This window comes from Noviherbaspirillum cavernae (genome assembly GCF_003590875.1).
In the GTDB taxonomy this organism is placed as follows: domain Bacteria; phylum Pseudomonadota; class Gammaproteobacteria; order Burkholderiales; family Burkholderiaceae_D; genus Noviherbaspirillum; species Noviherbaspirillum cavernae.
The window spans coordinates 1,988,740-2,015,071 of record NZ_QYUN01000002.1; the positions used below are offsets into that span (position 1 = coordinate 1,988,740).

Annotated in this window: 24 protein-coding genes; 8 read left to right on the top strand and 16 right to left on the bottom strand. The window is 59.6% G+C overall.

The window, feature by feature from the left end; genetic code table 11:
- Positions 1-4: 4 nt before the first annotated feature.
- Together tmk and mltG are read right to left on the bottom strand one after the other, a co-directional pair.
- Positions 5-613, bottom strand: coding sequence for a dTMP kinase (gene tmk, locus D3870_RS09175; protein WP_119738469.1), 609 nt, complete (start codon positions 611-613; stop codon positions 5-7).
- 31 nt (positions 614-644) lie between these two features.
- Positions 645-1,628 carry an endolytic transglycosylase MltG gene (gene mltG / locus D3870_RS09180; protein ID WP_119738471.1) on the bottom strand — a complete coding sequence of 328 codons (984 nt, stop codon included), beginning with the start codon at positions 1,626-1,628 and terminating at the stop codon, positions 645-647.
- Between the two features lie 115 nt (positions 1,629-1,743).
- On the opposite strand from mltG, the gene ygfZ reads away from it, so the two are divergent.
- Genes ygfZ through D3870_RS09195 form a run of 3 tightly spaced genes read left to right on the top strand, consistent with a single transcriptional unit; the run spans position 1,744 to position 3,832 of the window.
- The gene (gene ygfZ / locus D3870_RS09185; RefSeq protein WP_119738473.1) at positions 1,744-2,826 is read left to right on the top strand and encodes a CAF17-like 4Fe-4S cluster assembly/insertion protein YgfZ; all 1,083 of its coding nucleotides are present in this window, start codon (positions 1,744-1,746) and stop codon (positions 2,824-2,826) included.
- The gene (locus D3870_RS09190; protein ID WP_119738475.1) at positions 2,823-3,116 is read left to right on the top strand and encodes a DUF4936 family protein; all 294 of its coding nucleotides are present in this window, start codon (positions 2,823-2,825) and stop codon (positions 3,114-3,116) included. The genes ygfZ and D3870_RS09190 overlap by 4 nt, the downstream gene beginning before the upstream one ends.
- Entirely contained in the window at positions 3,107-3,832 is a 726-nt protein-coding gene (locus D3870_RS09195; protein ID WP_119738477.1) for an NRDE family protein, read from the top strand. Before D3870_RS09190 ends, D3870_RS09195 begins: the two co-directional genes overlap by 10 nt.
- 37 nt (positions 3,833-3,869) lie before the next feature.
- On the opposite strand, the gene D3870_RS09200 is transcribed toward D3870_RS09195, so the two are convergent.
- The 11 genes from D3870_RS09200 to D3870_RS09250 all read right to left on the bottom strand — a co-directional run bounded on the left by D3870_RS09200 (position 3,870) and on the right by D3870_RS09250 (position 13,635).
- Complete coding sequence (locus D3870_RS09200) at positions 3,870-4,295, bottom strand: GNAT family N-acetyltransferase (protein ID WP_119738478.1); 426 nt, start codon at positions 4,293-4,295, stop codon at positions 3,870-3,872.
- Complete coding sequence (locus tag D3870_RS09205) at positions 4,292-4,729, bottom strand: acyl-CoA thioesterase (protein WP_119738480.1); 438 nt, start codon at positions 4,727-4,729, stop codon at positions 4,292-4,294. The genes D3870_RS09200 and D3870_RS09205 overlap by 4 nt, the downstream gene beginning before the upstream one ends.
- Positions 4,730-4,790: 61 nt before the next feature.
- Positions 4,791-5,687, bottom strand: coding sequence for an alpha/beta fold hydrolase (locus D3870_RS09210; protein WP_119738482.1), 897 nt, complete (start codon positions 5,685-5,687; stop codon positions 4,791-4,793).
- A gap of 52 nt (positions 5,688-5,739) precedes the next feature.
- Positions 5,740-6,645, bottom strand: coding sequence for an SDR family oxidoreductase (locus D3870_RS09215; protein WP_119738484.1), 906 nt, complete (start codon positions 6,643-6,645; stop codon positions 5,740-5,742).
- A 26-nt stretch (positions 6,646-6,671) separates the two neighbouring features.
- Complete coding sequence (locus tag D3870_RS09220) at positions 6,672-7,601, bottom strand: glutathione S-transferase family protein (RefSeq protein ID WP_119738486.1); 930 nt, start codon at positions 7,599-7,601, stop codon at positions 6,672-6,674.
- 162 nt (positions 7,602-7,763) lie between these two features.
- Entirely contained in the window at positions 7,764-8,759 is a 996-nt protein-coding gene (locus tag D3870_RS09225; RefSeq protein WP_119738487.1) for an NADP-dependent oxidoreductase, read from the bottom strand.
- Positions 8,760-8,890: 131 nt separating this feature from the next.
- Entirely contained in the window at positions 8,891-9,325 is a 435-nt protein-coding gene (locus D3870_RS09230) for a PaaI family thioesterase (RefSeq protein ID WP_119738489.1), read from the bottom strand.
- The gene (locus D3870_RS09235) at positions 9,325-10,110 is read right to left on the bottom strand and encodes an SDR family oxidoreductase (protein WP_119738491.1); all 786 of its coding nucleotides are present in this window, start codon (positions 10,108-10,110) and stop codon (positions 9,325-9,327) included. The genes D3870_RS09230 and D3870_RS09235 overlap by 1 nt, the downstream gene beginning before the upstream one ends.
- 88 nt (positions 10,111-10,198) lie before the next feature.
- Positions 10,199-10,501, bottom strand: a complete 303-nt coding sequence (locus D3870_RS09240; RefSeq protein WP_119741902.1) for a Dabb family protein — start codon at positions 10,499-10,501, stop codon at positions 10,199-10,201.
- Between the two features lie 56 nt (positions 10,502-10,557).
- Positions 10,558-12,372 (bottom strand): acyl-CoA dehydrogenase, encoded by a 1,815-nt coding sequence (locus D3870_RS09245; protein ID WP_119738493.1) that lies wholly within the window; start codon positions 12,370-12,372, stop codon positions 10,558-10,560.
- An 84-nt stretch (positions 12,373-12,456) separates the two neighbouring features.
- The gene (locus D3870_RS09250) at positions 12,457-13,635 is read right to left on the bottom strand and encodes an acetyl-CoA C-acyltransferase (protein WP_119738495.1); all 1,179 of its coding nucleotides are present in this window, start codon (positions 13,633-13,635) and stop codon (positions 12,457-12,459) included.
- Between D3870_RS09250 and D3870_RS22540 the strand changes: the two genes are divergently transcribed.
- From D3870_RS22540 to D3870_RS09265, 4 genes are all read left to right on the top strand, one after another.
- On the top strand, positions 13,537-13,845 hold the full coding sequence (locus D3870_RS22540) for a hypothetical protein (RefSeq protein WP_199710803.1): 309 nt from the start codon (positions 13,537-13,539) through the stop codon (positions 13,843-13,845). The genes D3870_RS09250 and D3870_RS22540 overlap by 99 nt on opposite strands.
- A 112-nt stretch (positions 13,846-13,957) precedes the next feature.
- Positions 13,958-15,634, top strand: coding sequence for an MFS transporter (locus D3870_RS09255; protein ID WP_199710588.1), 1,677 nt, complete (start codon positions 13,958-13,960; stop codon positions 15,632-15,634).
- Positions 15,635-15,923: 289 nt separating this feature from the next.
- Positions 15,924-17,135 (top strand): formate-dependent phosphoribosylglycinamide formyltransferase, encoded by a 1,212-nt coding sequence (gene purT / locus D3870_RS09260; RefSeq protein WP_119738499.1) that lies wholly within the window; start codon positions 15,924-15,926, stop codon positions 17,133-17,135.
- Positions 17,132-19,765, top strand: a complete 2,634-nt coding sequence (locus D3870_RS09265) for a bifunctional diguanylate cyclase/phosphodiesterase (RefSeq protein ID WP_119738501.1) — start codon at positions 17,132-17,134, stop codon at positions 19,763-19,765. Before purT ends, D3870_RS09265 begins: the two co-directional genes overlap by 4 nt.
- Positions 19,766-19,839: 74 nt before the next feature.
- On the opposite strand, the gene D3870_RS09270 is transcribed toward D3870_RS09265, so the two are convergent.
- Positions 19,840-22,272, bottom strand: a complete 2,433-nt coding sequence (locus D3870_RS09270) for a penicillin acylase family protein (RefSeq protein ID WP_119738503.1) — start codon at positions 22,270-22,272, stop codon at positions 19,840-19,842.
- Positions 22,273-22,415: 143 nt separating this feature from the next.
- Here D3870_RS09270 and nadB point away from each other — a divergent pair, with 143 nt between their 5' ends.
- Positions 22,416-24,017: an L-aspartate oxidase gene (nadB, locus tag D3870_RS09275; protein ID WP_119741904.1), complete on the top strand. Its 1,602-nt coding sequence runs from the start codon at positions 22,416-22,418 to the stop codon at positions 24,015-24,017.
- A 78-nt stretch (positions 24,018-24,095) separates the two neighbouring features.
- Here nadB and nadC read toward each other — a convergent pair whose 3' ends face one another.
- Both nadC and nadA read right to left on the bottom strand, forming a co-directional pair.
- Positions 24,096-24,962, bottom strand: coding sequence for a carboxylating nicotinate-nucleotide diphosphorylase (gene nadC, locus D3870_RS09280; RefSeq protein WP_119738505.1), 867 nt, complete (start codon positions 24,960-24,962; stop codon positions 24,096-24,098).
- Positions 24,959-26,098 carry a quinolinate synthase NadA gene (gene nadA / locus D3870_RS09285; protein WP_119738507.1) on the bottom strand — a complete coding sequence of 380 codons (1,140 nt, stop codon included), beginning with the start codon at positions 26,096-26,098 and terminating at the stop codon, positions 24,959-24,961. The genes nadC and nadA overlap by 4 nt, the downstream gene beginning before the upstream one ends.
- Positions 26,099-26,332: the final 234 nt, after the last annotated feature.

Genomic DNA, 26,332 nt, shown 5'->3' on the forward strand with positions numbered 1-26,332 from the left:
GCGATCAGATACACGCAATGATCTGTCCAAGTTCGGCGTGCACGTCCGCAAATGTCCCGGTCGAATCGATGACGCGAAACCGTTCGGGAAACTGCTCTGCGCGCCGCAAATATTCGGTTCGCGTGGCGGCGAAAAAATCGGCCTTTTCGCGCTCGAATTTATCAAGTTCACGGCTTGCGTCAAGACGCGCTCTGGCGACTTCCAGCGGCACATCGAACAGCAGCGTCAAATCGGGCTGAAAGCCGGGATGCACCCATTCCTCCAGGGCTGAGAGTTTGATCAGATCGAGCTTCCGCCCGCCGCCCTGGTAGGCGAAGGTGGCATCGGTGAAGCGGTCTGAAATCACCCACTCGCCTCGCGCCAGCGCAGGTTCGATGACATGCGCAAGATGCTCGCGGCGTGCGGCAAACATCAGCAGCGCCTCGGTTTCAAGATGCATTTTTTCGTGCAGCAGCAGTTCACGCAATTTTTCGCCGAGCGGTGTGCCGCCGGGCTCGCGCGTCACGATGACCGTCTTGCCGCTCGATCTGAGCAGATCGGCAACATAGGCGAGATGTGTCGATTTGCCCGCGCCGTCAATGCCTTCAAAGGTGATGAATTTGCCTCGTGCCATGAATGCGTATTTCCGAATGGATACCTGAGCATTATCGCTGGTATTTATTCACTGCGCGATTATGGTCGCCGAGGTTGCTTGAAAACTCGCTCGTGCCATTGCCGCGCGAGACGAAATACAAGGCATCGGTTTTGGCCGGATTGACCGCCGCCGCCAGCGACTCCTTCCCCGGCAGGGCGATCGGCGTCGGCGGCAAGCCGGTACGCGTGTATGTGTTGTAGGGTGTATCGGTTTCCAGATCGCGCTTGCGGATATTGCCCTGATAGTTATCACCCATGCCATAGATCACGGTCGGATCGGTCTGCAGCAGCATCCCGCGCTTCAAGCGGTTCACGAACACGCCGGCGATCATGGTGCGCTCGGACCTCTGTCCCGTTTCCTTCTCCACGATCGATGCCATCACGAGCACCTCGTATGGCGACTTGTACGGCATCGACGGGTCCCTGCTGGCCCAGGCATCGTCCAGTTTCCTCAGCAGGAGCGCATGCGCCTGCCGGTAGATTTGCAAGTCGCTCGCGCCTTTGGCGAACAGGTAGGTATCGGGGAAAAACAGGCCTTCCGGCATCGAATAATTCGGTGCAATCTTCGCGATCAATTCCTTGTCCGACAAGTGTGCAGTATCGTGCTTCAACGCGGGATGCTCCGCAATCGCCTGGCGCATCTGCTTGAACGTCCAGCCCTCGATGATGGAAAGCGACTCCTGCGCGAATTCGCCGCGTACCAGCTGGTCGATCAGACTCAGCGGCGTGGTGCCCGGCTTCAATTCATAGTTGCCGGCTTTCAAGCGACCGCCCTTGCCTCCGAATCGCGCCAGCAGACTGAACATCACCGGGTTCAGCGGCACGCCGGCGTCAGCGATCTGCTCCGCGCTGCTTTTCACGCTGCTGCCCGATTTGATGGAGAATTCAATCGATGGTGCACCCTGCGCGATGATTGGATTGTGCGCCCAGAAATAAACGCCGCCTGCGCAAACCAGGGCAAGAGTGACAATGATGGAAAGAAATTTTTTAATCAAAACGATGTCCGGATGGTGGGTTGCAAGAGCGGACGCGCTTTCCGCGACGTCACTATAATCAAGCCGTGATGATACTGGCTAAACAAATAATTACCTGAAGATTACCTGAACTTTTATGACCGAATTCACGAGTACATGGTTGCAATTTCTGGCCCGGAATGGGGCTCTGCTCCAAGGCGAGGACGGCTCCGGAATTGTCGGATTTGCAGCCGGCGATGCATCGGACGCAGCCCTGACATCCTTTGTCGCGCCATTGCCTGATCTTGGCTTGATCGCTGCGACCGGCGAAGATGCCGCATCATTCTTGCACACGCAACTGACCAACGACGTCGAGCACCTCGGCTCCGGCGAAGCACGCCTCGCGGGATATTGTTCGCCCAAGGGACGGCTGCTGGCCACTTTCCTGATGTGGAAGACTGCAGACGCGATCATGCTCCAACTGCCGCGCGAGATTCAGCCTGCGGTGCAAAAGCGCCTGCAAATGTTCGTGCTGCGTGCGAAAGCCAAACTGAATGACGTTTCGGACAACCGTGTCATCCTCGGTCTCGTCGGCCATGCGGCGAGCGCGGCGCTGCCGGCATGGTTTCCGTCCATGCCGGCAGCGCCCTATGCGAAGATCGATTCGGCAGCCGGCACGCTGATCCGCGTGGCGGATGCATTCGCCGCGCCCCGTTATCTTTGGATCACCGATGTGGAAACGGCGCAGCAAGTCTGGCCCGTGTTGACGAAGTCACTACCGCCCGCAGGATCGCATGCATGGCAGCGCAGCGAGATTCACGCCGGGGTTCCGGCGGTGATGCAAAAAACGCAGGAACAGTTTGTGCCGCAGATGGTGAATTTCGACATCATTGGCGGCGTCAATTTCAAAAAAGGCTGCTACCCGGGCCAGGAGATCGTGGCGCGCACGCATTATCTCGGCAAGGTCAAGCGCAGGATGATGCTGGCGTCGGTCGATGCTGGTGATGTGAAACCGGGCACCGAAGTGTTCCTGAGCGCAGAGCCGGATCAGCCGAGCGGAATGGTGGTCAATGCGGCACCCAACGCGCATGGCGGGATGGATTGCCTTGTCGAGATCAAGACAGCCGCTGTGAGCGAGGGTACGGTTCATGCGGGATCGCCGGACGGAGCCGTGCTTCGTTTCGGCGCGTTGCCGTACTCTCTGCCGGATGCAGCACAAGTCGAATCGCAGATCCGATGACAACAGATTTATACATTTACTACCGCGTGCGCTGCGAGGATGCCGAGTTGCTGAAAGCAAAAGTGGGCGCCATGCAGCGATGCATATTTCAGGAATATGGTATCGTCACCGGACTCAAGCGACGTCCCGAAGAAAAGGGCGGAAGGCATACGTGGATGGAGATTTATCTTGCGGTGCCGGACGACTTCGAAGCGATACTTGAGCGTGCCGCGACCCAGGAAAAACTGGATGCCTTGATCGACGGCCAACGCAACATCGAATATTTTTTGGATTACTCCACATGTGCTTGATCGTTTTTGCCTGGCAGGTTGTTCCGGGCGCGCCGCTGGTGGCGGCAAGTAATCGTGACGAATATTACGATCGGGCCGCAATCCCCGCGCATTGGTGGAGCGAGCATCCGGATGTCTATGCCGGCCGCGATCTGCAAGGCGGTGGCACATGGATGGGGATCACGCGCAACGGCCGCTTTGCCGCGGTCACCAATATCCGTTCTCCTTTGGAAAAACGTCTCGACGCGCCATCGCGCGGTGTACTGGTTGCCGACTATCTGAAGGGACAGGCAAGCGCGGCGGAATATGTCGCTGACCTGTCCGTGCGCGCACACGAATTCAATGGATTCAACCTCGTCGTCGGCGATTCGACCCAGCTGATCTGGTACTCCAACGCGCAGATCGACGACGAGCGCAACGGAAAGCCGCTTGCTCCTGGCATCTACGGTCTGTCCAACGCGTCTCTCGATGCACCATGGCCCAAGGTGGTGCGCACCAAGGCGCAGTTTGCCAGCCTGCTGTGCCAGGGCGCACCGGAGGATGCCTATTTCGAAATGCTGACCGACACCACGCGCGCATCCGATTGCCGCCTGCCGAAGACCGGTGTCAGCATCGAATGGGAAAGAATCCTGTCGGCTGTGTGTATCGAATCGCCGGAGTACGGCACGCGCGCCTCAACCGTTGCGCAGCTCTATGCGGACAATACCGCCGCGCTGCATGAACGCGCGATACGCTGATCTTGTTCAACCGGCCCGCAGCGGTTTCCGCTAACGGCTATTCGAAGTCGTGCCGCATTTGCACATGCGGAATACCGGCTTCCATGAACTCTTCCCCCTCCTGCACGAAACCGTAACGCCGGTAAAACGGCGCGGCGTGCGTTTGCGCATTGAGCATGACGGCACGATCACCACGATCCCTGGCCTGCTGCATCAGCGCGTCAAGAATCGCACCGCCTATGCCGCTGCCGCGCGCCTGACTCCTGACCGCCATGCGCCCGATATGGCCGTCAGGCAGCAGGCGGCCCGTACCGACCGCCGCGCCCTGATCATCGTACGCAAGCGCATGCACGCATGCAGCGTCCATATCGTCCCACTCCAACTCGACCGGGACGTGCTGTTCGATCACGAATACGTCGTAGCGAATCGCCTGGGCGTCTTTCTTCTGGCTCGCCCAATCGCCAAGTGTCAGGCGGTATTTCATGCTGCGAGCGGCGCAAATTTCTCGAATCGCGTCATCACCTCACGCCAGGCTTCCGGCAGCGGCACGCTCTTGCGAACGGCGGTATCGGCGTAGACGTACACCAGTTCGCCGGAAATCAAGTGCTGCTCGCCGAGATGAATCTCGAGAATGAAGCGCACGGAAGACTTTCCGAATCCGGCGCAACGCACACCGATATCGACTACATCGTCGAAGCGGGCCGGGCTCTGATATTCGATCGTCGCCTTGCGGGCAAACATTTCGCGCCCTTCCCTGGCCTGCTCGACGACACCGGGCAATCCCGTCGCCCGCCAATACTCGGTGAAGGCAACGTCGAAATACGTCAGATAGTGCCCGTTGAACACGATGCCCTGCATGTCCACTTCAGCCCAGCGAACGCGCAATGAATGAAAAAAGTTGAAGTCTTCGCGTGCCATGAGTATCAAAAAATTTGTGATGCACAATGATGACCGGTATCCCGCGCCCCCGGTCAAAAACCTATTCGGACAGAAATCCGCGTATCAAGCGATTGATCCGTTCGGGCTGTTCATGCACAACCCAGTGACTGCCTTCCGGAATGCGTTCGACCCTGAGATCATCAACGAAATTGCCGAGGCCGTCGAGCAAGGACTTCGGCAATGCCACGTCGTTTTCACCCCAGATGACGCGGGTAGGCACCTCGACGCGGAAATCGTCCGGATTCAATTCCAGCTTGAGCGGGCCTGCATGAGCATCGGTCGGCGGATGCAGGGGTGACGCGCGGTAGTAGTTGACGCCGCCGGTCAGGCCGCGCGCCCAGCATTCATGGTACTTCTGCCGCACTTCGGATGTGAACCACGAGGTCGAGGTCTGTCCGTATCCCGTCAGGAATCTTTCCATCAGGGCAAAATTGTCCTTCGCCAGCGCCGCTTCCGAACCCGGTGCGCGCAACCAGTTCATGTACGCGCTTGCCTCTCTTTGCTTCGGGTCTGAGGTCAATGACTGTGCGAATAAATACGGATGCGGCGAATTGACGATGATGAGTTTGTCCAGCAAGCGCGGCAACGCAATCGCGAAGTTCCATGCAATCGCCCCGCCCCAGTCATGCGCCACCAGCACGAAGCGGTCGTAGCCGAGATGCTCCGCCAGCAGGCGGATATCCTCGACGATATGTCTGGCCTTGTAGGCGGACGGATCGCTCGGCATGTCGGACAGGTTGAAGCCGCGCAAATCCGGTGCAACTGCAAAACAGTCGCTGCCGAATTCCGACAGTTGCGCCTCCCATTCGTACCAAAACTCCGGGAAGCCGTGCACGAACAGGACCAGCGGCATGCCCTTCTCACCCGCGCTGGCGTAGTGCAGGCGCGTGCCGTTGGGCAGTGTGGCGAATTGATTGCTTTGGATCGTGGCTTTCATATTGTTGTCCGCTCCTCTCAAGATCAATCAAGACCGTCGACGCAACCGCTGTTCACGCCACGTTCAGCTTCGCGCGCAACATCTCGCGGATGTGCGGCGCTGCTTCGAACGGATCGCTCGGATTGCGTTGCTGCACGATGTCTTCCATGCGCGTCTGCACATTGCCCAGCGCATGCGGGTGCGAGAAGATGTAGAACTTGTTATCGCGGATTGCATCGAATGTGCGCTGCGCGACTTCCGCGGCCGAGACCTTGCCGGATGACACGGCCTTGTCGGAAATTGCCTGCGCGGCGCGCTGGCTGGCCGTCATCGTCGCATCGCCCTTCACATCATCGGGACGGCTGCGCTCCGAATTATTGATGCCGGTCGGCACGAAATACGGACACAGCACCGATGCCCCGACAGGCGCATTGATCAGCTGCAAATCCTGATACAGCGTTTCTGACAACGACACCACCGCGTGCTTCGAGACGTTATAGACCCCCATGTTGGGCGCATTCAGAATGCCGGCCATCGACGCCGTATTGACGATGTGCCCCTCGTAGCCCGCTTCCTTCTTTGCGCATTCCAGCATCAAGGGCGTAAAGGTGCGCACGCCGTGTATGACACCCCACACATTGACGCCCAGTACCCATTCCCAATCGGCGAGCGAATTCTCCCAGATCAAGCCGCCGGAACCCACGCCTGCATTGTTGAAAACCAGATGCACCGAACCGAACCGGTTCATCGTCGCATCGGCCAGCGCCTGTACCGCATCGGCCTTGCGGACGTCGCAACGCATGGCCAGGACCTGCGCGCCCTCCGCTTCGAGTTCCGCCTTCGCCTTGTCGAGTCCTTCCTGTTGCACGTCGGCCAGCACCAGCTTCATGCCCAGCTTCGCGCCGATGTTGGCGAACTCGCGTCCGAACCCGCTCGCGCCGCCGGTGATGACCGCCACCTTGTTCTTGAAATCCTTCATGTCCTGCCTCCTTTTATTTTGAATCGTCAAATCTTCTTGAGCTGAAAACCGATGCGCGGGAAATGCACGACGACGGTGCCGGCCTGCGGATCGGTGCGGCGTACTGCAAATTCATCCAGCGTCGACTGCACCAGCTCGCCCGCCACGGGGTCGAGCGCATAGTCGGTCGGCATGATCTCGACGCGGTCGCCCAAGACCGCGCCCTGCGCATCGAAAAACGGCCGATCGTCAACCGCGGCCGCGTGGCTGTTGCGCGCAATCTCCAGAGCCTGCTCCGCGCTCATTCGTTCATGATCGTGATGGCCGAACTCCGCCATGCGGCCGGACCACGTCTTCACATTCGGTGCGATGTCCAGAATTCCTGCCACCGGTTTCGCCAATTGCAGAAACCAGATGCAGTGATACACAGAGAAGTCGGCAATGCACGGCTGGCTCCCGAGCAGGAACGGCTCGTCCCGAGACAGCATGTTTTCCAGTCGATGCAGGTATTCGGTCAGCGCGCCGGTCGCTTCCGGCAATGTCATGCGAGGCGCGTTGCCGCGCATGGCGGCACGATCACTGGCAAACGCCTTGACCTGCTCCTGCGTCAATCCGTTCAGCAGATACGGCATTGACGCAGGCTGGAATACATACGCGATCACAGTCCAGAACAGCGTCGCATCGGCCCACTGCGCGAGCGTCCTGGAAAGTCCTGCCAGCGGTTCGGGATAAAGCGCGGGGGTCGGCGCAATGCGCTCCAGTACGTCGGCCATCAGCGTGGTATCGCAATAGATATCGGCACCGATCTGCATCACCGGCGTGCGGCGGTAACCGCCTGTCAGCGCCACGACATTCGGCTTCGGCATGATGGCCGGAATGATGACCGACTGCCATGCCAGTTTCTTGAAACCGAAGATCAGGCGAATCTTTTCCGAAAAAGGCGAATTCGGATAGTGGTGAAAAATGATTTCCGGCATCTCGGCTCCCGGTGAGAGTGCGTTGCAATGTCATGCAATGACAGGAAGAACATCAAGCCGAATCACCTCGCATCGTCATGCCTGGCGCAGCGGGGAGTCTGAGCCCCCCGCTGCGCCAGGCATGACAAGCAGAATGTTCTGCGAAGTCGGCGTACCGCTTGCCTAAACCAGCTTCACCAGCTGCTTGCCGAAGTTCCTGCCTTTCAGCATGCCGATAAAGGCATCGGGTGCAGCCTCCAACCCCTGCGCGACCGACTCGCGGAACTTCAGCTTGCCTGTCGCCACCAGCGTGCCGAGTTCGGTCAAGGCTTGCGGCCACAAGTCCATATGCTCGGAAACGATGAAGCCGCGCATCGTCAGCCGCATCTTGAGGAAAGCGCTGACGTTGTTGATCGGCGTCGGATTGCCTTCATAGCCTGCGATCATGCCGCATAGCGCAATCCGGCCGAAGGGATTCATGCGTGCCAGACAGGCATCGAATATCTCGCCGCCGACGTTTTCGAACACGCCGTCGATGCCGTTCGGCGTTGCCTTCGCCAGATCGGCAACCAGATTTCCCGCCTTGTAGTCGATGCAGACATCGAAGCCGAGTTCGTTGACCACGTAGGCGCACTTCTCCGCACCGCCGGCGATGCCGACCGCACGCAAGCCGCGCTGCCTGGCGAGCTGGCCGACCACACTGCCGACCGCGCCGCTGGCCGCCGAGACGACTACGGTCTCGCCCTCTTTCGGCTGGATGATCTGGGTGAGGCCGTACCACGCCGTGACGCCGGGCATGCCGACTGCCCCGAGATAGGCGGACAAGGGCAGGTTCCTGGTGTCGAGTTTGCGCAGCAGAGCACCGTCCGACACGCCCATTTCGGCCCAGCCGAGCATGCCGATGACCTTGTCGCCTGTTGCAAATTTCGGATTCTTCGACTCGACGATTTCACCGACGGTGCCGCCGATCATGGTCTCGCCGATCGCCTGCGGCGCGGCATAGCTCTTGACGTCCTCCATGCGCATGCGCATGTAGGGGTCGAGCGACAAGAAATGATTGCGGATCAGGACTTCGCCGTCTTTCAACGCCGGGACCGGTATTTCCTCCAGGCGGAAATTGGCGGGAACGACCTCGCCTTGCGGACGAGAGGCCAAAACCATGCGCTTGTAGCTTGTCATATTCTCCTCACTATTCTCTTTTGATACGACGTTCAACGACTTGTGCGATGGGTATCTACCGCCACATCTGCGAGCATCTGCCTTCTCCGTACCCTATCGGGATATCCGGAATGCTCGGGCGCTGCCGCGGCTTACTCATGCTCCATTTTCTTCATGACATCAAGACGCTTCAGATACTTGAAGGTGCCCATCGCCTTTGCCACCAGCTTGTCGCCGTTCCACACTTCGCCTTCGCAAAAACACATCGTCGTGGAACGGTGAAACGCCTTGCCCTTGGCAATCATGCGCCCGCCAGGCATGCCGCCTGGCTGCAGAAAACTGGTTTTCATTTCGACGGTCACGCCGCCGCGCGCATCCGGATCCAGCGAGCGTCCGGCCATCGACATGACGACATCCAGCAAGGTCATCGTGACGCCGCCATGCGTCACATGCCAGCTGTTCATGTGACGTGCCTGCAGATCAAGCGCCACCGCGGCTTCCCCGTTTGCCATGCCGAGAAATTCCACGCCGAGATCATGCAGAAACGGAATCTCGGCCGGAAACGGTTGCGGTTTCAAATCATTCATCAATGCACCGCCGAGACGCCGCCATCAACCGCCAGAATCTGGCCGGTCACGTGCTTGCCGGCATCGGACGCAAACAGCAGCGCCGCGCCTTTCAGATCTTCGTCGTCGCCGATGCGCTGCAAGGGCGCATGACTGGCGAGGTCGTCTTCGCCCAGCCTTTCAAGAAGTCCCTTCGTCATCCTGGAAGGGAAGAATCCCGGTGCGAGTGCATTGACGGTGATGCCGTAGCGTCCCCACTCGCCGGCCAGCGTGCGCGTGAAGTTGACGACCGCGCCCTTGGAGGTGTTATACGCGATGGTCTGCATGGAGTTCGGGCCGTTGCCGGCGAGTCCCGCGATGGATGCCACGTTGACGATGCGGCCGTACTTGCGGGGAATCATCGACTGTTTGGCGACCGCTTGCGAGAGCAGGAAGATGCTGCGGACGTTCAGGTTCATCACCTTGTCCCACGCTTCGAGCGGATGATCCTCGGCAGGAGCGCCCCAGGTCGCGCCGGCATTGTTGATCAGGATATCGATATGACCGAGCCGCTTCATCGCCTCTGCGACCAGCGGCGCGATTGCCGCTTCCTGCGATACGTCCGCCGCGATGGCGCTCGCTTCGATGCCGCGTTCTTTCAGATGGGCGACGGCTTCGTCAAGGTCGGCTTGCTTGCGCGAGGACAGCACGACCTTCGCGCCCTGCTCGCCGAGTGCTTCCGCGATTTGCAGACCGAGGCCGCGCGATCCGCCGGTCACCAGCGCGGTCTTGCCGCTCAGGTCGAACAGTTGTTGAATGGTGCGCATGTTGTCTCCTTATGGTTGGTAGGGTGCGCCACGCGCACCATGACTGGACAAATTTGCGCCGGGTACGCACAGCGCACCCGGCTGCCTCTCAGATTTCGTAATCCATGCATTGCCGCGCTTCGCGTATCGCGCCGATGAAGGGTTTCAGCGCGACATGCTGCGGGTGTTCCTGATAGGCATCGAGTGCTGCCATGGAGGCGAATTCGGAATACAGGACGACATCGTAAGTCGCCTCCAGCCCCGGCTGGGCAATGGCCGTTTCAAACTTCAGGATGCCCGGCACGATATTGGCGCAGGCGTCCAGCAGTTCTTTCATTCTTGCGGCATTGGCGGCCTTGTCCGCGCCTTCGGCATGATCCTTCAATTTCCACATGACGATGTGCTTGAGCATTTGCATTCCTCGATACTGGCTGTTCCCGCGCGGATTGCGCCGGCGAGAACAGCGGATTAAAACCACGTATCTTGCATGTCCAGCGTCGTCGTGTCGATGCTTTCCAACAAATCCAGTTGCGCCTGCACCTTCGGCAATTCCCACTTGAAGAAGAACGCGCAAGCCTGCAATTTTCCCTTGTAGAAATCCTCGTCGTGTCCGCTCTTGCCGACCGCCCGCAACGCCTGTTCCAGCCAGATCCACGCCACGACCGCATGACCGAATGCTTCGAGATACACCGATGCATTTGCCAGCGTCTTGTTCAAGTCTCCCGCGCCGTACAAGGTGCGCGTGACACTATCGATCCGCTGCAGCGCCGCGCCGAGCGCCTTGGCATGGGCTGCCAGTTCCGGCACTTCCAGCGCTTTCGCCATCGTGCGCTGCACCTCGGTGCCGAGCGCCTTGAACGCGGCGCCGTTTTGCATCGTCACCTTGCGGCCCAGCAGGTCAAGCCCCTGGATGCCGTGCGTGCCTTCGTGAATCGGGTTCAGTCGATTGTCGCGATAGAACTGCTCGACGTTGTACTCGCGCGTGTAGCCATAACCGCCATGCACCTGGATGGCGAGGTTGTTTGCCTCCAGACACCATTGCGACGGCCACGATTTGGCGATCGGAGTCAGGATGTCGAGCAGCAGCGATGCATGCGCACGCGCCTCGTCCGACTCCGCCGTCCTTTCTTCGTCGACCAGCCGTGCGCAATACAGATTGAGCGCCAGGCCACCTTCGACGTACGTCTTCTGTGCCAGCAGCATGCGTTTGACATCGGTGTGCTGAATGATCGGTATCTGCGGCTGCGCCGGGTCCTTTGCCAATGGCTGGCGACCTTGCGGCCGCTCGCGCGCATACTCCAGCGCATGCAGGTAGCCGGTATAGCCCAGCATGACCGCGCCGAGGCCGACGCCGATGCGCGCCTCGTTCATCATGTGGAACATGTAGCTCAAGCCCTTGTGCGGCTCGCCAACCAGATAACCGATCGCGCCTGCCCTGCCCTGCGGCTTGAACTTGCCTTCGCCGAAATTCAGCAGGCAGTTGGTTGTGCCGCGATAGCCCATCTTGTGGTTCAGGCCCGCCAGCACGACGTCGTTGCGTTCGCCGAGCGTGCCATCGGCATGGACCAGTTTTTTGGGCACGATGAACAGCGAAATGCCTTTCACACCCGGAATCAGCTTGCCGTTTTCATCCGGAATTTTTGCCAGCACCAGATGCACGATGTTCTCCGACAGCTCATGCTCGCCGGCGGAAATCCACATCTTGTTGCCTTTCAGCCGATAGCTGCCGTCGTCCTGCCGTTCCGCACGGGTCGTGATGTCGGACAGCGAAGAACCCGCCTGCGGCTCCGACAGGCACATGGTGCCGAAGAAGCGGCCGCTCATCATCGGCTTGACGAAGGTGTCGATCTGTTCCGGCGTGCCGCATTTGAGCAACGTATTGGCATTGCCGATCGTGAGGAAGGGATAGGAAGCGGTGCCGACGTTTGCGCCCTTGAAGTAGGCAAAACCCGCCTTTTCGAGCAGACACGGCAGTTGCATGCCACCCAGTTCAAAGTCCTGTCCGGCGGCGATCAATCCTGCTTCACAGAACGCTTCAAGCGCGATTTTCACTTCCGGAATGATGTGGACACGCTCGCCGTCGAAGTATGGCTCTTCCTGATCGTTTTTCTTGTTATGCGGTGCAAACAAATCGGTTGCGATCTGCTCGCAGGTGTCCATTGCGGCATTGAAGGTTTCGCGCGAATGGTCGATGTAGCGCTGGCGTTGCGTCAGCGCTTCTGCATCCAGCCATTCATACAACATGAACTCGAGATCGCGGCGTGACAGGATCCTGGATTGCATAGTAGCCCTCCGTTCGTGGTGAACCGCAGGTGCATCACCACGAACGAAAAAAGTGATTGACGATGTGGAAGTGGCAGCCCGGGATCAAACGACTTCGAACAAGCCGGCAGCCCCCTGGCCGCCGCCGATGCACATGGTGACCACGACATACTTGGCGCCACGACGCTTGCCTTCGATCAGCGCATGGCCTGTCAAGCGCGCGCCGGATACGCCGTAGGGATGGCCGACGGCGATTGCACCGCCGTTGACGTTCAGACGATCCATCGGAATGCCGAGTTTGTCGGCACAGTACAAAACCTGTACCGCGAAGGCTTCGTTCAATTCCCACAGGCCGATGTCTTCCACTTTCAAGCCGGCTTTCTTCAGCAGCTTGGGAATCGCGAAGACCGGACCGATCCCCATTTCATCGGGCTCGCAGCCGGCGATCGCGAAGCCGCGGAAGATCCCCAGCGGCTTCAGCCCTTTCGCTTCCGCAAGCTTGCTGCTCATAACGATGGCGACCGATGCGCCGTCGGAGAACTGGCTCGCGTTGCCGGCGGTGATCACGCCACCCGGTACGGCGGTACGGATTTTCGACACGCCTTCGAGCGTGGTGTCGCCGCGGATGCCTTCGTCGGCGGAAATCGTGACTTCCTTCGAGATCAGCATGCCGGTTTCCTTGTCGGCCACACCCATGATGGTGGTCATCGGCACGATTTCATCATTGAACTTGCCAGCGGCCTGCGCGGCGGCGGCGCGCTGCTGGCTTTGCACGCCATATTCATCCTGGCGATCCTTGCCGATGTTGTAGCGCTTGGCGACATTCTCTGCGGTTTGCAGCATCGGCCAGTAGATTTCCGGCTTGTTCTGAGTCAGCCAGACTTCCTTCATCATGTGCATGTTCATCTCCTGCTGCACGCAGGAGATCGACTCGACACCACCCGCCGCGTAGATATCGCCTTCGCCGGCGATGACGCGCTGGGCCGCGGTGGCAATGGTCTGCAGGCCGGAGGAACAGAAACGGTTGATCGTCATGCCGGCCGTCGTCACCGGGCAGCCGGCGCGCAGTGCGATCTGGCGCGCGATATTGCTGCCGGTCGCGCCTTCCGGATTGGCACAACCGATGATCACATCTTCCACCTCGCCGGACTCGATCCCGCCGCGCTCGATCGCCGCCTTGAGAGCATGACCGCCCAAGGTCGCGCCGTGGGTCATGTTGAAAGCGCCTTTCCAGGATTTCGCAAGGCCGGTGCGGGCAGTGGATACGATGACGGCGTCAGTCATTTGATGCTCCTTGAGTTGGATGATGTTGATATTGGAATGATGTTTCCTGCCGATGACCGGGCTGAATTTTCACGACACGATGAAGCAGTTGAAATACCAGAATATCATAGTTTTAGCACGATCGTTCGTAAATATTTGTGCTTCAGAAAGGCAGGCGAAACAACCTGTTTCGGTCGCAAAAAACCGGTTCCAACCATGCAAAATTTGTAAGGTTCTGTAAGTTTCAAGCAAGCGTCCCGTAAGGTTCGGGTCGCACACTCAGCCTGTGCAACAAATGGGCAAGTCACTTGCACATCAATTTAAATGAGACGAGGAGATAAGCATGGCCACAGTACAAACAACTGCTCCCAGAGCCGTTGACCGCGGCATGACAGCAGAGGAGAAGAAAGTCATTTTCGCGTCCTCTCTGGGCACCGTATTCGAATGGTATGACTTTTACCTGTATGGTTCGCTGGCGGCAATTATCGCGAAGCAGTTCTTTGCCGGCACCGATCCCAACACGGCGTTCATTTTTGCGCTGCTGGCATTTGCGGCCGGTTTCATCGTCCGCCCGTTTGGCGCACTCGTGTTCGGCCGTCTCGGCGACATGATCGGACGCAAGTACACGTTCCTGGTCACGATCCTGATCATGGGCCTGTCGACATTCCTCGTTGGTCTGTTGCCCAACTATGCCTCGATCGGTATTGCCGCGCCGATCATCCTGATCACGCTGCGTATTCTGCAAGGTCTGGCGCTCGGCGGTGAGTACGGCGGTGCCGCAACCTACGTGGCGGAGCATGCTCCTCACGGCAAGCGCGGCGCATTCACTTCCTGGATTCAAACCACCGCGACGCTGGGCCTGTTCCTGTCGCTGCTGGTGATTCTGGGCACGCGTACCGCCATGGGCGAGGAGGCATTTGGCGCGTGGGGCTGGCGCATTCCCTTCCTGGTCTCCGTTTTCCTGCTCGCCATCTCGGTCTGGATCCGCCTGTCGATGAATGAATCGCCGGCATTCGCCAAGATGAAAGCGGAAGGCAAGACCTCCAAGGCACCGCTGACCGAAGCCTTCGGCCAGTGGAAGAACCTGAAGATCGTCATCCTTGCGCTGGTTGGTCTGACTGCCGGCCAGGCCGTCGTCTGGTACACCGGCCAGTTCTACGCGCTGTTCTTCCTGCAGCAAACGCTGAAAGTCGATGGCAGCACGGCCAACCTGCTGATCGCGGCATCGCTCGTGATCGGTACGCCGTTCTTCATCGTATTCGGCACGCTGTCCGACAAGATCGGCCGCAAGCCGATCATCATGGCAGGCTGCCTGATCGCCGCGGTGACCTACTTTCCGATCTTCAACGCGCTGACGCACTATGCGAACCCGGCCCTGGAAACCGCCATCAAGACTTCCCCTGTCGTGGTCACGGCTGATCCGGCCAAGTGCCAATTCCTGTTCAATCCGACAGGCACGAAGAAATTCACCTCGTCCTGCGACATCGCTCGCACGGTGCTGGCGAATTCTTCCGTCAGCTACTCGACCGTGGAAGCCCCGGCCGGCACGCTCGCATCGATCAAGATCGGCGACAAGGTCATCCAGGGTTACGATGCAGCCGGTCTGTCCGCTGCAGACGCCGCAGCAAAAGACAAGGCATTCAAGAAGGATCTGGGTGATGCCATCAAGGCGGCCGGTTACCCGACCAAGGCTGATCCGGCCCAGATGAACAAGGGCATGGTGCTGTTGTTGCTGGTGATCCTGGTGATCTATGTGACCATGGTGTACGGTCCGATTGCGGCAATGCTGGTCGAAATGTTCCCGACACGCATCCGTTACAGCTCCATGTCGCTGCCGTATCACATCGGCAACGGCTGGTTCGGCGGCCTGCTGCCGACGACGGCATTTGCGCTGGTTGCTTACAAGGGCGACATTTACTACGGCCTCTGGTATCCGATCATCATCGCCTTGGCGACCTTCGTGATCGGCATGCTGTTCGTCAAGGAAACCAAGGACATCGACATTTACGCTGCAGATTGATGCCGCGCAAGGACCTGCCCAAGGCAGGTCCGAACTGAAGCCGCCGGACTCTTCCGGCGGCTTTTTTTGCACCTCGATGTTGCAAAATCAATAATGACTGATGCCGCACACCGCTACATGGAAATCTGACGCCGGAATCGTCCAATTTACGCTGTCCAAATGTGTCAGTATTTGCTATTGTCCCCCTGCCAATATTTTTTCCAGTTGCGACGAAACCGCACACGCAACCTGCCCTCCGGCGGATCGCCCGGCAGTCAAGCAAATGATTCAATCCCGCACTCAACACACCATGAAAACGCCTGCCCGTCTCGGCACCCCGCTGTCCCCCTCCGCAACCAAGGTCATGCTGCTCGGCTCCGGCGAGCTGGGCAAGGAAGTCATCATTTCGCTGCAACGTCTCGGCGTTGAAGTCATCGCGGTGGATCGCTACGAGAATGCGCCCGGCCACCAGGTCGCGCACCGCGCGCATGTGATCGACATGACGGATGGCGCGGCGCTGGCGGCGCTGATCGCTCAGGAAAAACCCGACCTTGTGGTTCCCGAAATCGAGGCAATCGCCACGCCCACGCTGGTCGAACTGGAAAAAGCCGGCAAGGTCACGGTGATCCCAACCGCGCGCGCAGCATGGCTGACGATGAACCGCGAAGGCATCCGCCGTCTCGCAGCCGAGGAATTGGGACTGCCGACTTCGCCCTACCGCTTTGCCGACAGCCTCGACGAGCTGAAAGCGGCCTGCGATGCGATCGGATATCCCTGCGTGATCAAGCCCGTGATGTCATCGTCCGGCAAGGGACAGTCCAGGATCGACCGGCCGGAAGAAGTCGAAGCGGCGTGGAATTACGCGGCCACAGGCGGACGCGTCGATGCCGGCCGTGTCATCGTCGAAGGCTTCATCGATTTCGACTATGAAATCACGCAACTGACCGTGCGAGCGCTGGACCGGGAAGGCAAGATCGCCACGCATTTCTGCGATCCCATCGGGCATGTCCAGGTCAAGGGCGATTACGTGGAATCATGGCAGCCTCATCCGATGCATCCCGCTGCGCTCGAAAAAACCCGCGACATCGCCGTGAAAGTCACCGGCAACCTGGGAGGTCTCGGGCTGTTTGGCGTCGAACTGTTTGTCAAGGACGACATGGTCTGGTTCTCCGAAGTCAGCCCGCGCCCGCACGACACCGGCATGGTGACGATGGCAAGCCAGGTGCAGAGCGAGTTCGAGCTGCACGCCAAGGCGATTCTCGGCCTGCCTGTCAACGTCGCATTGAAGACGCCTGCCGCGTCGGCCGTGATCTACGGCGGCCACGAAGCAAAGGGGATTGCATTCGAGGGCGTGGCCGACGCACTTGCCGTGCCGGGCACTGACATCCGCCTGTTCGGCAAGCCGGAGTCGTATGAACGCCGCCGCATGGGTGTTGCGCTGGCCGCCGCAGACGATGTGGAAACCGCGCGCAATCGCGCCAAGGAAGCTGCCGCAAAAGTCATTCCCGTGCAGGCACAATGAGACTTCCGCTGCTGCGCTTTACCGGGGTCATTACCGGCGGCGAAATATTTCGCATCGCCTCGCTGTGCCTGTATGTCACGCTGCTGTTGCATGTCGTGCTCGCAACGGACACGTTTCCTGCCGCCGGATCGGCCGCCGGCCTCGCCACCTCGCTGCCGATCATCCTGTTCCTCGCTTCGCTGGCGCGCTACCTGTGGCCCGGCATTGTCAAACATGACCGTCCGCTCCTGCTGGCGGAAGTGCTCGCCGCCGTATTCGTCGTCAGCAGCCTGACGCTGCAACAATCGGCACCGGGCCTTGCCCTGCCATGGCTGGTCGGCCTTGCCGGCATCTTTCCGCTGGCCCTTGGAACGGCAATCGGACTGATCGTCGTCCTTGCCATTGCCGTCATCGGATTTGCGCTCAACATCGCGCTGGGCGCGCCGATGCTCAACTGGCTGCCGCATTTGTTCGCGACACTCTTTACCGGATTGTCCACGATCGTGCTGTCAAATACCTTGCGCAGCAATCATGCCGCGCTGCGCCGCGCTGAAAGGGACGAACGGCGCTTTGACGCCATTGCCCGCGCCACGCGGCATGTGTTCATGATCACGGACTCCGGGTTCCGGATCAAATTCTCCAATCCGGCCCTTCACGACGTCATCGGCTACACGCAGGACGAAGTCGTCACACAGGAACTTCGCGCCATTCTGCACCCGGATGACGCGGCAGAACATCAGGAGAAGCTCCGCTACCTGCGAGACACGCCGCACAGCACCATCTTTTCCCGGCATCGCGCCATGCACCGGAGCGGTCATTGGGTATGGCTCGATACACGCGGCTACAACATGCTGCACGACGGCGCAATCGAAGGCCTGGTGTTCAGCATCGAGGATATTTCCGCCCGCAAGGATGCCGAACTGAAGCTGGAAGAAGAGCATGCACTGCTGCGCGCGGTCCTCGACCTGAATCCATCCATGATCTACGCGAAGGATGCCGATGGACGCTTCACGATCAGCAACCGGAGCTTCCAGCGTCAGTTCGGCTATGAATCGGAGGATGAAGTGCGCGGCATGACTGTGCATGAAGTGTTCATGAAGCAGGCCGAGGGCGACGGTCATGCCTTGCAGGCCATGGCCGAGCAACTGCATCAGCAGGATCTGGAGATCATCAAGAGCGGGATTCCGCTGGAGGATCTGGAGCTTCAGGGCCTCTGGGGCACGGATCCGCATAGCTGGTATCGGACGAACAAATTCCCGTTGCACGACGCGCATGGTGAAACGATGGGCATGCTCGGCATTGCGCGCGACATCACCGAACGCAAGGAATATGAAATGCGGCTCGAGTATCTGGCCCTGCACGACTCGCTGACCGGCCTGCCCAACCGCCGTTATCTGCTCAAGACCATTGCCGAGGCGATCGCACGGCCGCAGCCGGCGCGGCCGCGGATGACGATGCTGTTTTGCGATCTCGATTTCTTCAAGAGCGTCAATGACACGCATGGACATGACTTCGGCGACAAATGCCTGATGGAGCTTACACGCCGCATCCTGGCCGAGCTGCCTGCCGGGGATTTTGTCGCCCGCTTCGGCGGCAATGAATTCGCGATCCTCTCGAACGCCCCGCTGGACGAGGCAAAATCGAAGGCCGAACGGCTGCTGGCCGCAGTGGCAAAACAACTGGTGGTGGACGATGCCATCGTCAAGATCCAGACAAGTATCGGCATCGCGCTGCTGGAGCCGGAGCACAAGACTCCTTCCGAGCTGATCCGTGCCGCCGATGCCGCCATGTACCAGGCCAAGGAACGCGGCCGCAACCGCGTCGAAATCTACGACGCGTCCTTGCAGAACAACAGCATCAAGCGCGCGCAAATGGACGTTGCCCTGCGTTTCGCTCTGGAACGCAACGAACTGTCCGTCATGTATCAGCCCAAGGTGTCGGTCATCGACGGCTCGATCAAGGGCTTCGAGCTGTTGTTGCGTTGGAACAATCCCAAATATGGCCACATTCCGCCGGTCGAGTTCATCCCGGTTGCCGAAAGCTCGGGCCTGGTCGTGCCGATCGGACTATGGGTGCTGGAGGAAGCCTGCAAGCAGTACAGCCTGTGGCAGCAGCGCTGCCCGGATGCCAGCAAGGTCACCATTTCGGTCAATGTATCAATGCGGCAGTTACTGCACTCCACCTTCCTTGACGAGGTAGCCGCGATTCTTGAACGGACCGGTGTGCCACCGCAGGCGATCGAGCTGGAATTGACGGAGACTTCCGCGATGGCCAGCCCGGTGCAGACCATCGACAATCTGACGCGCCTGAAACGTCTCGGATTGCGGCTGGCGCTCGACGACTTCGGCACCGGCTATTCCTCGCTCGCCTACCTGCAAAAACTGCCGGTGGATGTGCTGAAGATCGACAAGGCCTTCGTGCAGGGACTGGACAAGAATTCCAGCGATCTCGAAATCGTGCGCATGATCCTCGCGCTGGCGCAGACACTCAATATCGAAACCGTCGCGGAAGGTGTCGAGACAAGGGAAAACGTGGTTCAGCTCAAGAAGATGGGATGCTATCTGGCACAAGGTTTCGTCTTCTCGCAAGCCGTCAACGCGGATACTGCCGAAGACATGCTGCGCTCGCCCCGGAGATTTGCGGTCGCATAAGGAAGGCCCGGCAAACGGTCAGGGCGGCGCAAAATCGGCAGCCGCCACCGGACCGACGGCATCCCGCTTCGACCTCACGGACTCAAGGTCAACGTTCCCAACCGCCCTTTCTCCACTTCCGTGCGCGCCGTTTTCATCGGCAGATAAGTGACATCGGCCCAGCGCTGCGCGTAATTCCCATATAGCGGCGACAGCACGTTTCCTGACTGTCCGGTCGAATGAATGAAACGGGAGTTTTCCGGATTCGACAAGTCATAAAGCGCCCGCAAGCTGGCCGCGTGGCGGCTGGTAAACGGCTCTTTCTCATCGCGCAGATTGTGCCGTCCCACGTTGACGGTAAATGTATCGCCCGGCGTCGGCACACGGATATCGAACAGCTTCGCCAGCGGTTCGATCTTGCCGAACGGCCGATGCTCGGATCGTGCCTGATGCGCGTCGCCCCAACGCCATTTCGACAGCTCCTTGCCGTAACGCTGCTCCAGATCTGCCAAGGCCGCCTCCAGCGATGACGACAATACGTCATCGCAGCTCTGCGATTTCCCATTCTCCGAGTTCGTCGCGTTGGCACACCATCTGCCCTGCCCATCCTTGTTCTTCAAGACGTTGACCATCGATAAATGGACATTGCGCTGCTCCCAGTAATCCTTCATCAGCGCATCGCCGAGTTCATCCGCAAAAATCTGCCGCGACGCTGCCCGCATCCACGCACTGAAAATCAGCGGCTCTGACCGGTCAACATCCATCGCGCCGTTCCATGCTGCCAATGCGCTCAACGCCCCCCTGGCTCGCTCGGAATGCGGAGCCGTCTTGCGCAAGATCGGCAGCAATTCCTGCGCGGCCAGCGACACGTGGTCCTTCTGTATCTCAGCAAAACTGTCCATGCTGTGCTTCGGCTTCGCATCGAGCAGTTCCTTGATGCGAATGGCGCGATACGGCAAGGCCCACTCGCTGGTGAGGAAATGCGGATAGGCGGCGTCGATGACTTTCTCGTTCGCGGTTGCCACACGCTGCGACGGGGGATTGAACTGGCGTGGCAATTCCTCGAAGGGGATGAATCCCGCCCAGTCATAGCGCGCATCCCAACCAGGAGCCGGCGCGAGTCCCTTCAAGTCGTTGTCCGGCTTGCGAACCGGAACCCTGCCGGGCGCGACGAAGCCGATGTTGCCATCGATATCCGCATACACGATGTTCTGCTGCGGAGAGTTGAAGTCCCTCGCTCCTTCGATAAACTCCTGCCAGTTCTTCGCGCGATTGAATTTCATGCCGGCCTGCAAGGTCAGGTCATCCGGACGCAGCGCCGTCCACGCAAACGAGACGACGTATTTCCGTGCGTCGATCGGCGCCTTGTCGATGACGGGCAGCGCACCCGTGATCACAGGACCGTGCCGCGTTTGCCGCACTTCCAGCGTGACATCGGGCTGCCCCTTGACCTTGATCGTTTCCATGTGCGCGGTGAAATCCGCCCAGCCATCCGGCGTCTGATATTGCTTCCCGTTATCCGGATTGATGCGCTCGATATACAGATCCTGCACGTCCGGCGCGGTATTCGTGAGTCCCCACGCAATGCGGTCGTTGCGGCCCAGAACGACGGTAGGCATCCCCGGCAGAGTCGCGCCGATCACGTTCAGCCCGGGTGCCGACAGATGCGCGAAGTACCATAGCGCCGGCGCGGACAGGCCGAGATGCGGATCGTTTGCCAGCAGCGGCTTTCCGCTTTCCGACAGCGCGCCCGATACCACCCAGTTGTTGGAACCCATGCCATCGACATACGAAGGCGGCGCGATGCCCGCCACCTTCTGCAACTGACGCGTCGTGCCGGACAATTCGCGATACAGCCTGGTGTAATCCTGCGTCTGCAACACCGGATCGCCCGGATACGGGGGAAGGAATTCATTGATCTGCGCCAACGACAAATGCTGCGCGAGACGCATGCGCAGCAACTCCTGCGACCAGTTCGCCCCCAGATCCCAAGCCATCATGGTTTGCCAGGCGACCGAATCGACCGGCTGCCACGGCGCGGGCGCAGGCGCGCCGGTGAGGATGAATTCCGGCGGCAGCGGCCCCTTCCGATTGGCGAGGTAGGCATTCACGCCTTTCGCGTAGGCATCCAGTGCGGCGCGCGTATCCGGCGACAGGTTGGCCAGAATCTTTTCCGCATTGCGCCGCACGCCGAGCGTGCGCAGGAAGCGATCCGTGTCCAAGGCACTCGGGCCAAGGATTTCGGCCATCCTGCCGGCAGGAATGCGGCGATTGAGCTCGAGCTGCCACAAGCGATCCTGCGCATGCACGAAACCGAGCGCAAAATAGGCGTCATCGGCGGACGCGGCGTAAATATGAGGAATGCCCTCGGCATCGCGCACGATATCGACCGCTGCGCTCAGGCCGGCGATTTTCATGTTGCCGTCAATCTGCGGCTGGCTCGCGCTGCGATACCAGAGGAAGGCAACAATCGCAGCCACCAGCAGCAGGGCCAGCAGGCCGGCAAGTTTTCTGAGTATTTTTGTCATGCTGATTTGCTCCTCCTGCCCTCTTTTCGCTATCGTCTCGATTGACCGCTAGAGCGTATCACAGCACCTAATCAGCGAATTGCTGAATGGTAAGATTCGATCTGCATTGCAACCCTCACAACTTTTGCATTGAACCAAACATGATGAAATTTGATGTCGCGATTGTCGGAAGCGGACTGGCGGGATTGTCGGTCGCTCTGCATCTCGCCGATACCCGCAAGGTTGTCGTCATTTCCAAGCGCAGCCTGCTCGACGGAGCCAGTAACTGGGCACAAGGCGGCATCGCCGCCGTGCTCGACTCGGGCGACAGCCACGAGCAGCATATTTCGGACACCTTGATTGCCGGTGCCGGCTTGTGCGACGAGGGAGCGACCCGCCACATCGTCGAACACGGCCGCGAAGCGATCGAATGGCTGATCGAACAAGGCGTTCCATTCACACGCGATGCCACGGCGGAACTTGGCTATCACCTGACACGCGAAGGTGGTCACAGCCAGCGCCGCATCATTCATGCCGCCGACGCGACGGGACACGCGGTACAGGTGACGCTGGAACAGAAAGTGCGTTCCCACCCCAATATCACCATCCTCGAAGACCATTGCGCAATCGACGTCATCCGATCCGACAAACTCGATGCCAATGCCGTGCCAAGCTGTCTCGGCCTGTATGTGCAAGAGATTGCCAGCGGCAAGGTGAAAACGCTGGCGGCGGACCAGACCGTGCTGGCCACGGGCGGTGCGGGGAAGGTCTATCTGTACACCACGAATCCCGATACCGCGACAGGCGACGGCATCGCGATGGCATGGCGCGCCGGATGCCGCGTTGCGAACATGGAATTCATCCAGTTCCATCCCACGTGCCTCTACCACCCTTACGCGAAATCCTTCCTGATCAGCGAAGCGGTACGCGGCGAAGGTGGCATACTCAAGCTGCCGGCCGCAGCCGGTAGCGCGGCAGGAAAACGCTTCATGCTCGAGCATGACCCGCGCGCGGAGCTTGCGCCGCGCGACGTGGTGGCGCGCGCAATCGATTTCGAGATGAAGAAACGCGGCCTCGATTACGTCGAACTCGACATCACGCACCAGCCGCCGGAATTCCTGAAGACGCATTTCCCGACAATTTACGCACGCTGTCTCGAGCTCGGCATCGACATCACCACCCAACCCATCCCCGTCGTTCCCGCCGCGCATTACACCTGCGGCGGTGTCGTGACCGACATGCACGGCCGCACCGATTTGCCGAGCCTGTATGCGATCGGCGAAACCGCCTATACTGGCTTGCACGGCGCCAATCGGCTGGCGAGCAATTCTCTGCTCGAATGCCTGGTCCTGGGACGTTCAGCAGCCCGGCACATCGAGCAGCAGCCGAAGCCGAAGACGCTCGATCTTCCCGCATGGGACGAGAGCCGCGTCACCGACGCCGATGAGGAAGTGGTGATCACTCAAAACTGGGACGAGCTGCGTCGCTTCATGTGGAATTACGTCAGCATCGTGCGCACCACCAAGAGGCTGGAACGGGCACAGCATCGCATCGGCCTGTTACGAGAGGAAATCTACGAGTACTACTCGCACTTCCGCATCACGCGCGACTTGCTGGAGTTGCGCAACCTGGTCGATGTGGCATCGATGATTGTCGACAGCGCATTGTCGCGCCGCGAGAGCCGCGGCTTGCACTACAGTCAGGATTTTCCGGAAACGCTGCCGAAGGCGCTGCCGACCGTATTGTCACCACCGGCCCGGAAATAGAAGTTCTGTCTTGAACGTGCTGCCAGATTCACCTGGCAGCACGGCTGGCGGAAAAGCACGCCCTTGGCGGGCGCGGCGCTAGCCGACGATCCGCAACGAATAGTCCGTCGCCTGCACGTCCTTCGTCAGGCTGCCGATCGAAATGCGGTCAACGCCGGTCTCGGCAAAGGCCCGCACCGACTCCATGTTGATGCCGCCGGACGCCTCCAGCACGGCCCTGCCGTCGGTAATCTTCACGGCTTCGCGCATCGCATCCAGCGTAAAGTTGTCGAGCAGGATGGACACGGCTCCGGCTTGCAATGCCTCCTCCAGTTCCGTCAGCGATTCGACTTCGATCTGAATCGACACGCCGGCGTTCAGCCTTTGCGCCGCCTGCATCGCAGCCGTAATACCACCGGCGGCAGCGATATGGTTTTCCTTGATCAGAATGCCGTCGTACAACGCAAGACGCTGGTTCTGCCCGCCGCCGACACGCACTGCATACTTCTGCGCGAGGCGCAGCCCCGGCAGCGTCTTGCGCGTATCGAGAATCGCCGCACGCGTACCCTGGATCACATCAACGTACTTTCGCGTCGCACTTGCCACGCCGGACATCAACTGCAGGAAATTCAGCGCGCCGCGTTCGGCGGTCAGCAAAGCCCGCGCCGGCGCTTCGATCGCACATACTTCGCTATCGGCGGCCATCATTGCACCTTCCGCGAACCGCCATTCGATGCGAATGTGAGGATCGAGCTGCTTCATCACGCCTTCAAACCACGGTGCGCCGCACAACACCGCAGGCTCGCGCACGATCACGCGCGCCTTCACCCATTCACTCGCCGGCACCAGCTTCCCGGTCACATCGCCGGTTCCGACGTCTTCCGCGAGTGCCGCATTGATGTTGTTCTCAAACGCTGTTGCAAGCGCCGCGTCGAACGGCGCAAAAGGATTCTGCAAAGTACTCATGCCGGGCCGATTCCTGCAAACAGTTTTTGTTCTTTGGCGAGATCGCTGCCTGGACGGACATTGGCTTTTTGCCTGGCGGCGAAATCGAGCATGCGGTCGATGCACTTGTACGCCTGACGGCCGGTCTCGGGATCAACATGAACTTCATTCCGGCCCGACTCAAGCACATCGGCCAGATTCTGCAAACCGTTCATCGCCATCCACGGGCAATGCGCGCAGCTCTTGCACGTCGCGCTGTTGCCGGCGGTCGGCGCATCGATGAATGTCTTGCCGGGTGCCGCCATCCTCATCTTGTGCAGAATGCCGTTGTCGGTCGCCACGATGAACTCGGTCGCATCCAGGCTGCGCGCCGCCGCGATCAGCTGCGAGGTCGAGCCGACGACATCCGCCTGCGCAACCACCGCTTCCGGCGATTCCGGATGCACCAGTACCTTCGCACGCGGATGCTCTTTCCTCATCAATTCGAGTTCAACGCCCTTGAACTCGTCGTGCACGAGACACGAGCCCTGCCACAACAGCATGTCGGCGCCGGTCTTTTTTTGAATGTAGCTGCCCAGATGCTTGTCGGGCGCCCACAGGATCTTTTTGCCTTGCGCATGCAGATGTTCCACGATCTGCAATCCGATAGACGATGTCACCATCCAGTCCGCGCGCGCTTTCACGGCTGCACTGGTATTGGCATACACCACCACGGTACGGTCGGGATGCGCATCGCAAAACGCCGCGAATTCATCCGCAGGGCAACCCAGATCGAGCGAACAGGTCGCATCAAGATCAGGCATCAGCACGCGTTTTTCCGGACTCAGTATCTTTGCGGTCTCGCCCATGAAGCGAACACCCGCCACCACCAATGTCTTCGCAGGATGATCGCGGCCGAAACGGGCCATCTCCAGCGAGTCTGACACGCAGCCGCCGGTCTCTTCGGCCAGATCCTGCAAATCGGCATCGACGTAATAGTGTGCGACCAGTACCGCCTGCTTTTCCTTGAGGAGCCGCTTGATGCGCTCCTTGAGCGCCTTTCTTTCCGCCTGCGACTGCTCCTGAGGCACACGCGCCCACGCGTCGGCTGTACAACTCGTACCCGCGCTCATTTGAGGCCGCTCGAACTCGACGATTTTGATAGATTGAGTCTGCATAGATTCTTAAAACATCATTCAGGGCACATCGCACTACCGCGCCCGCAACAATCAGGATACTCAATCCCTCTTTCGAGCGGTTGAGTCCTATTTACAGCTTATATTGGATTCACTTTTCGTGCCGACGAAACGGAAGGGATGGGATTGTCAGTGGTCTGCCACAGCTTGTCAGGTATATGGGAATGCGTCTTTGAATATGAAATGCCTTTTTTTGCAACACGCATAAATATTTAC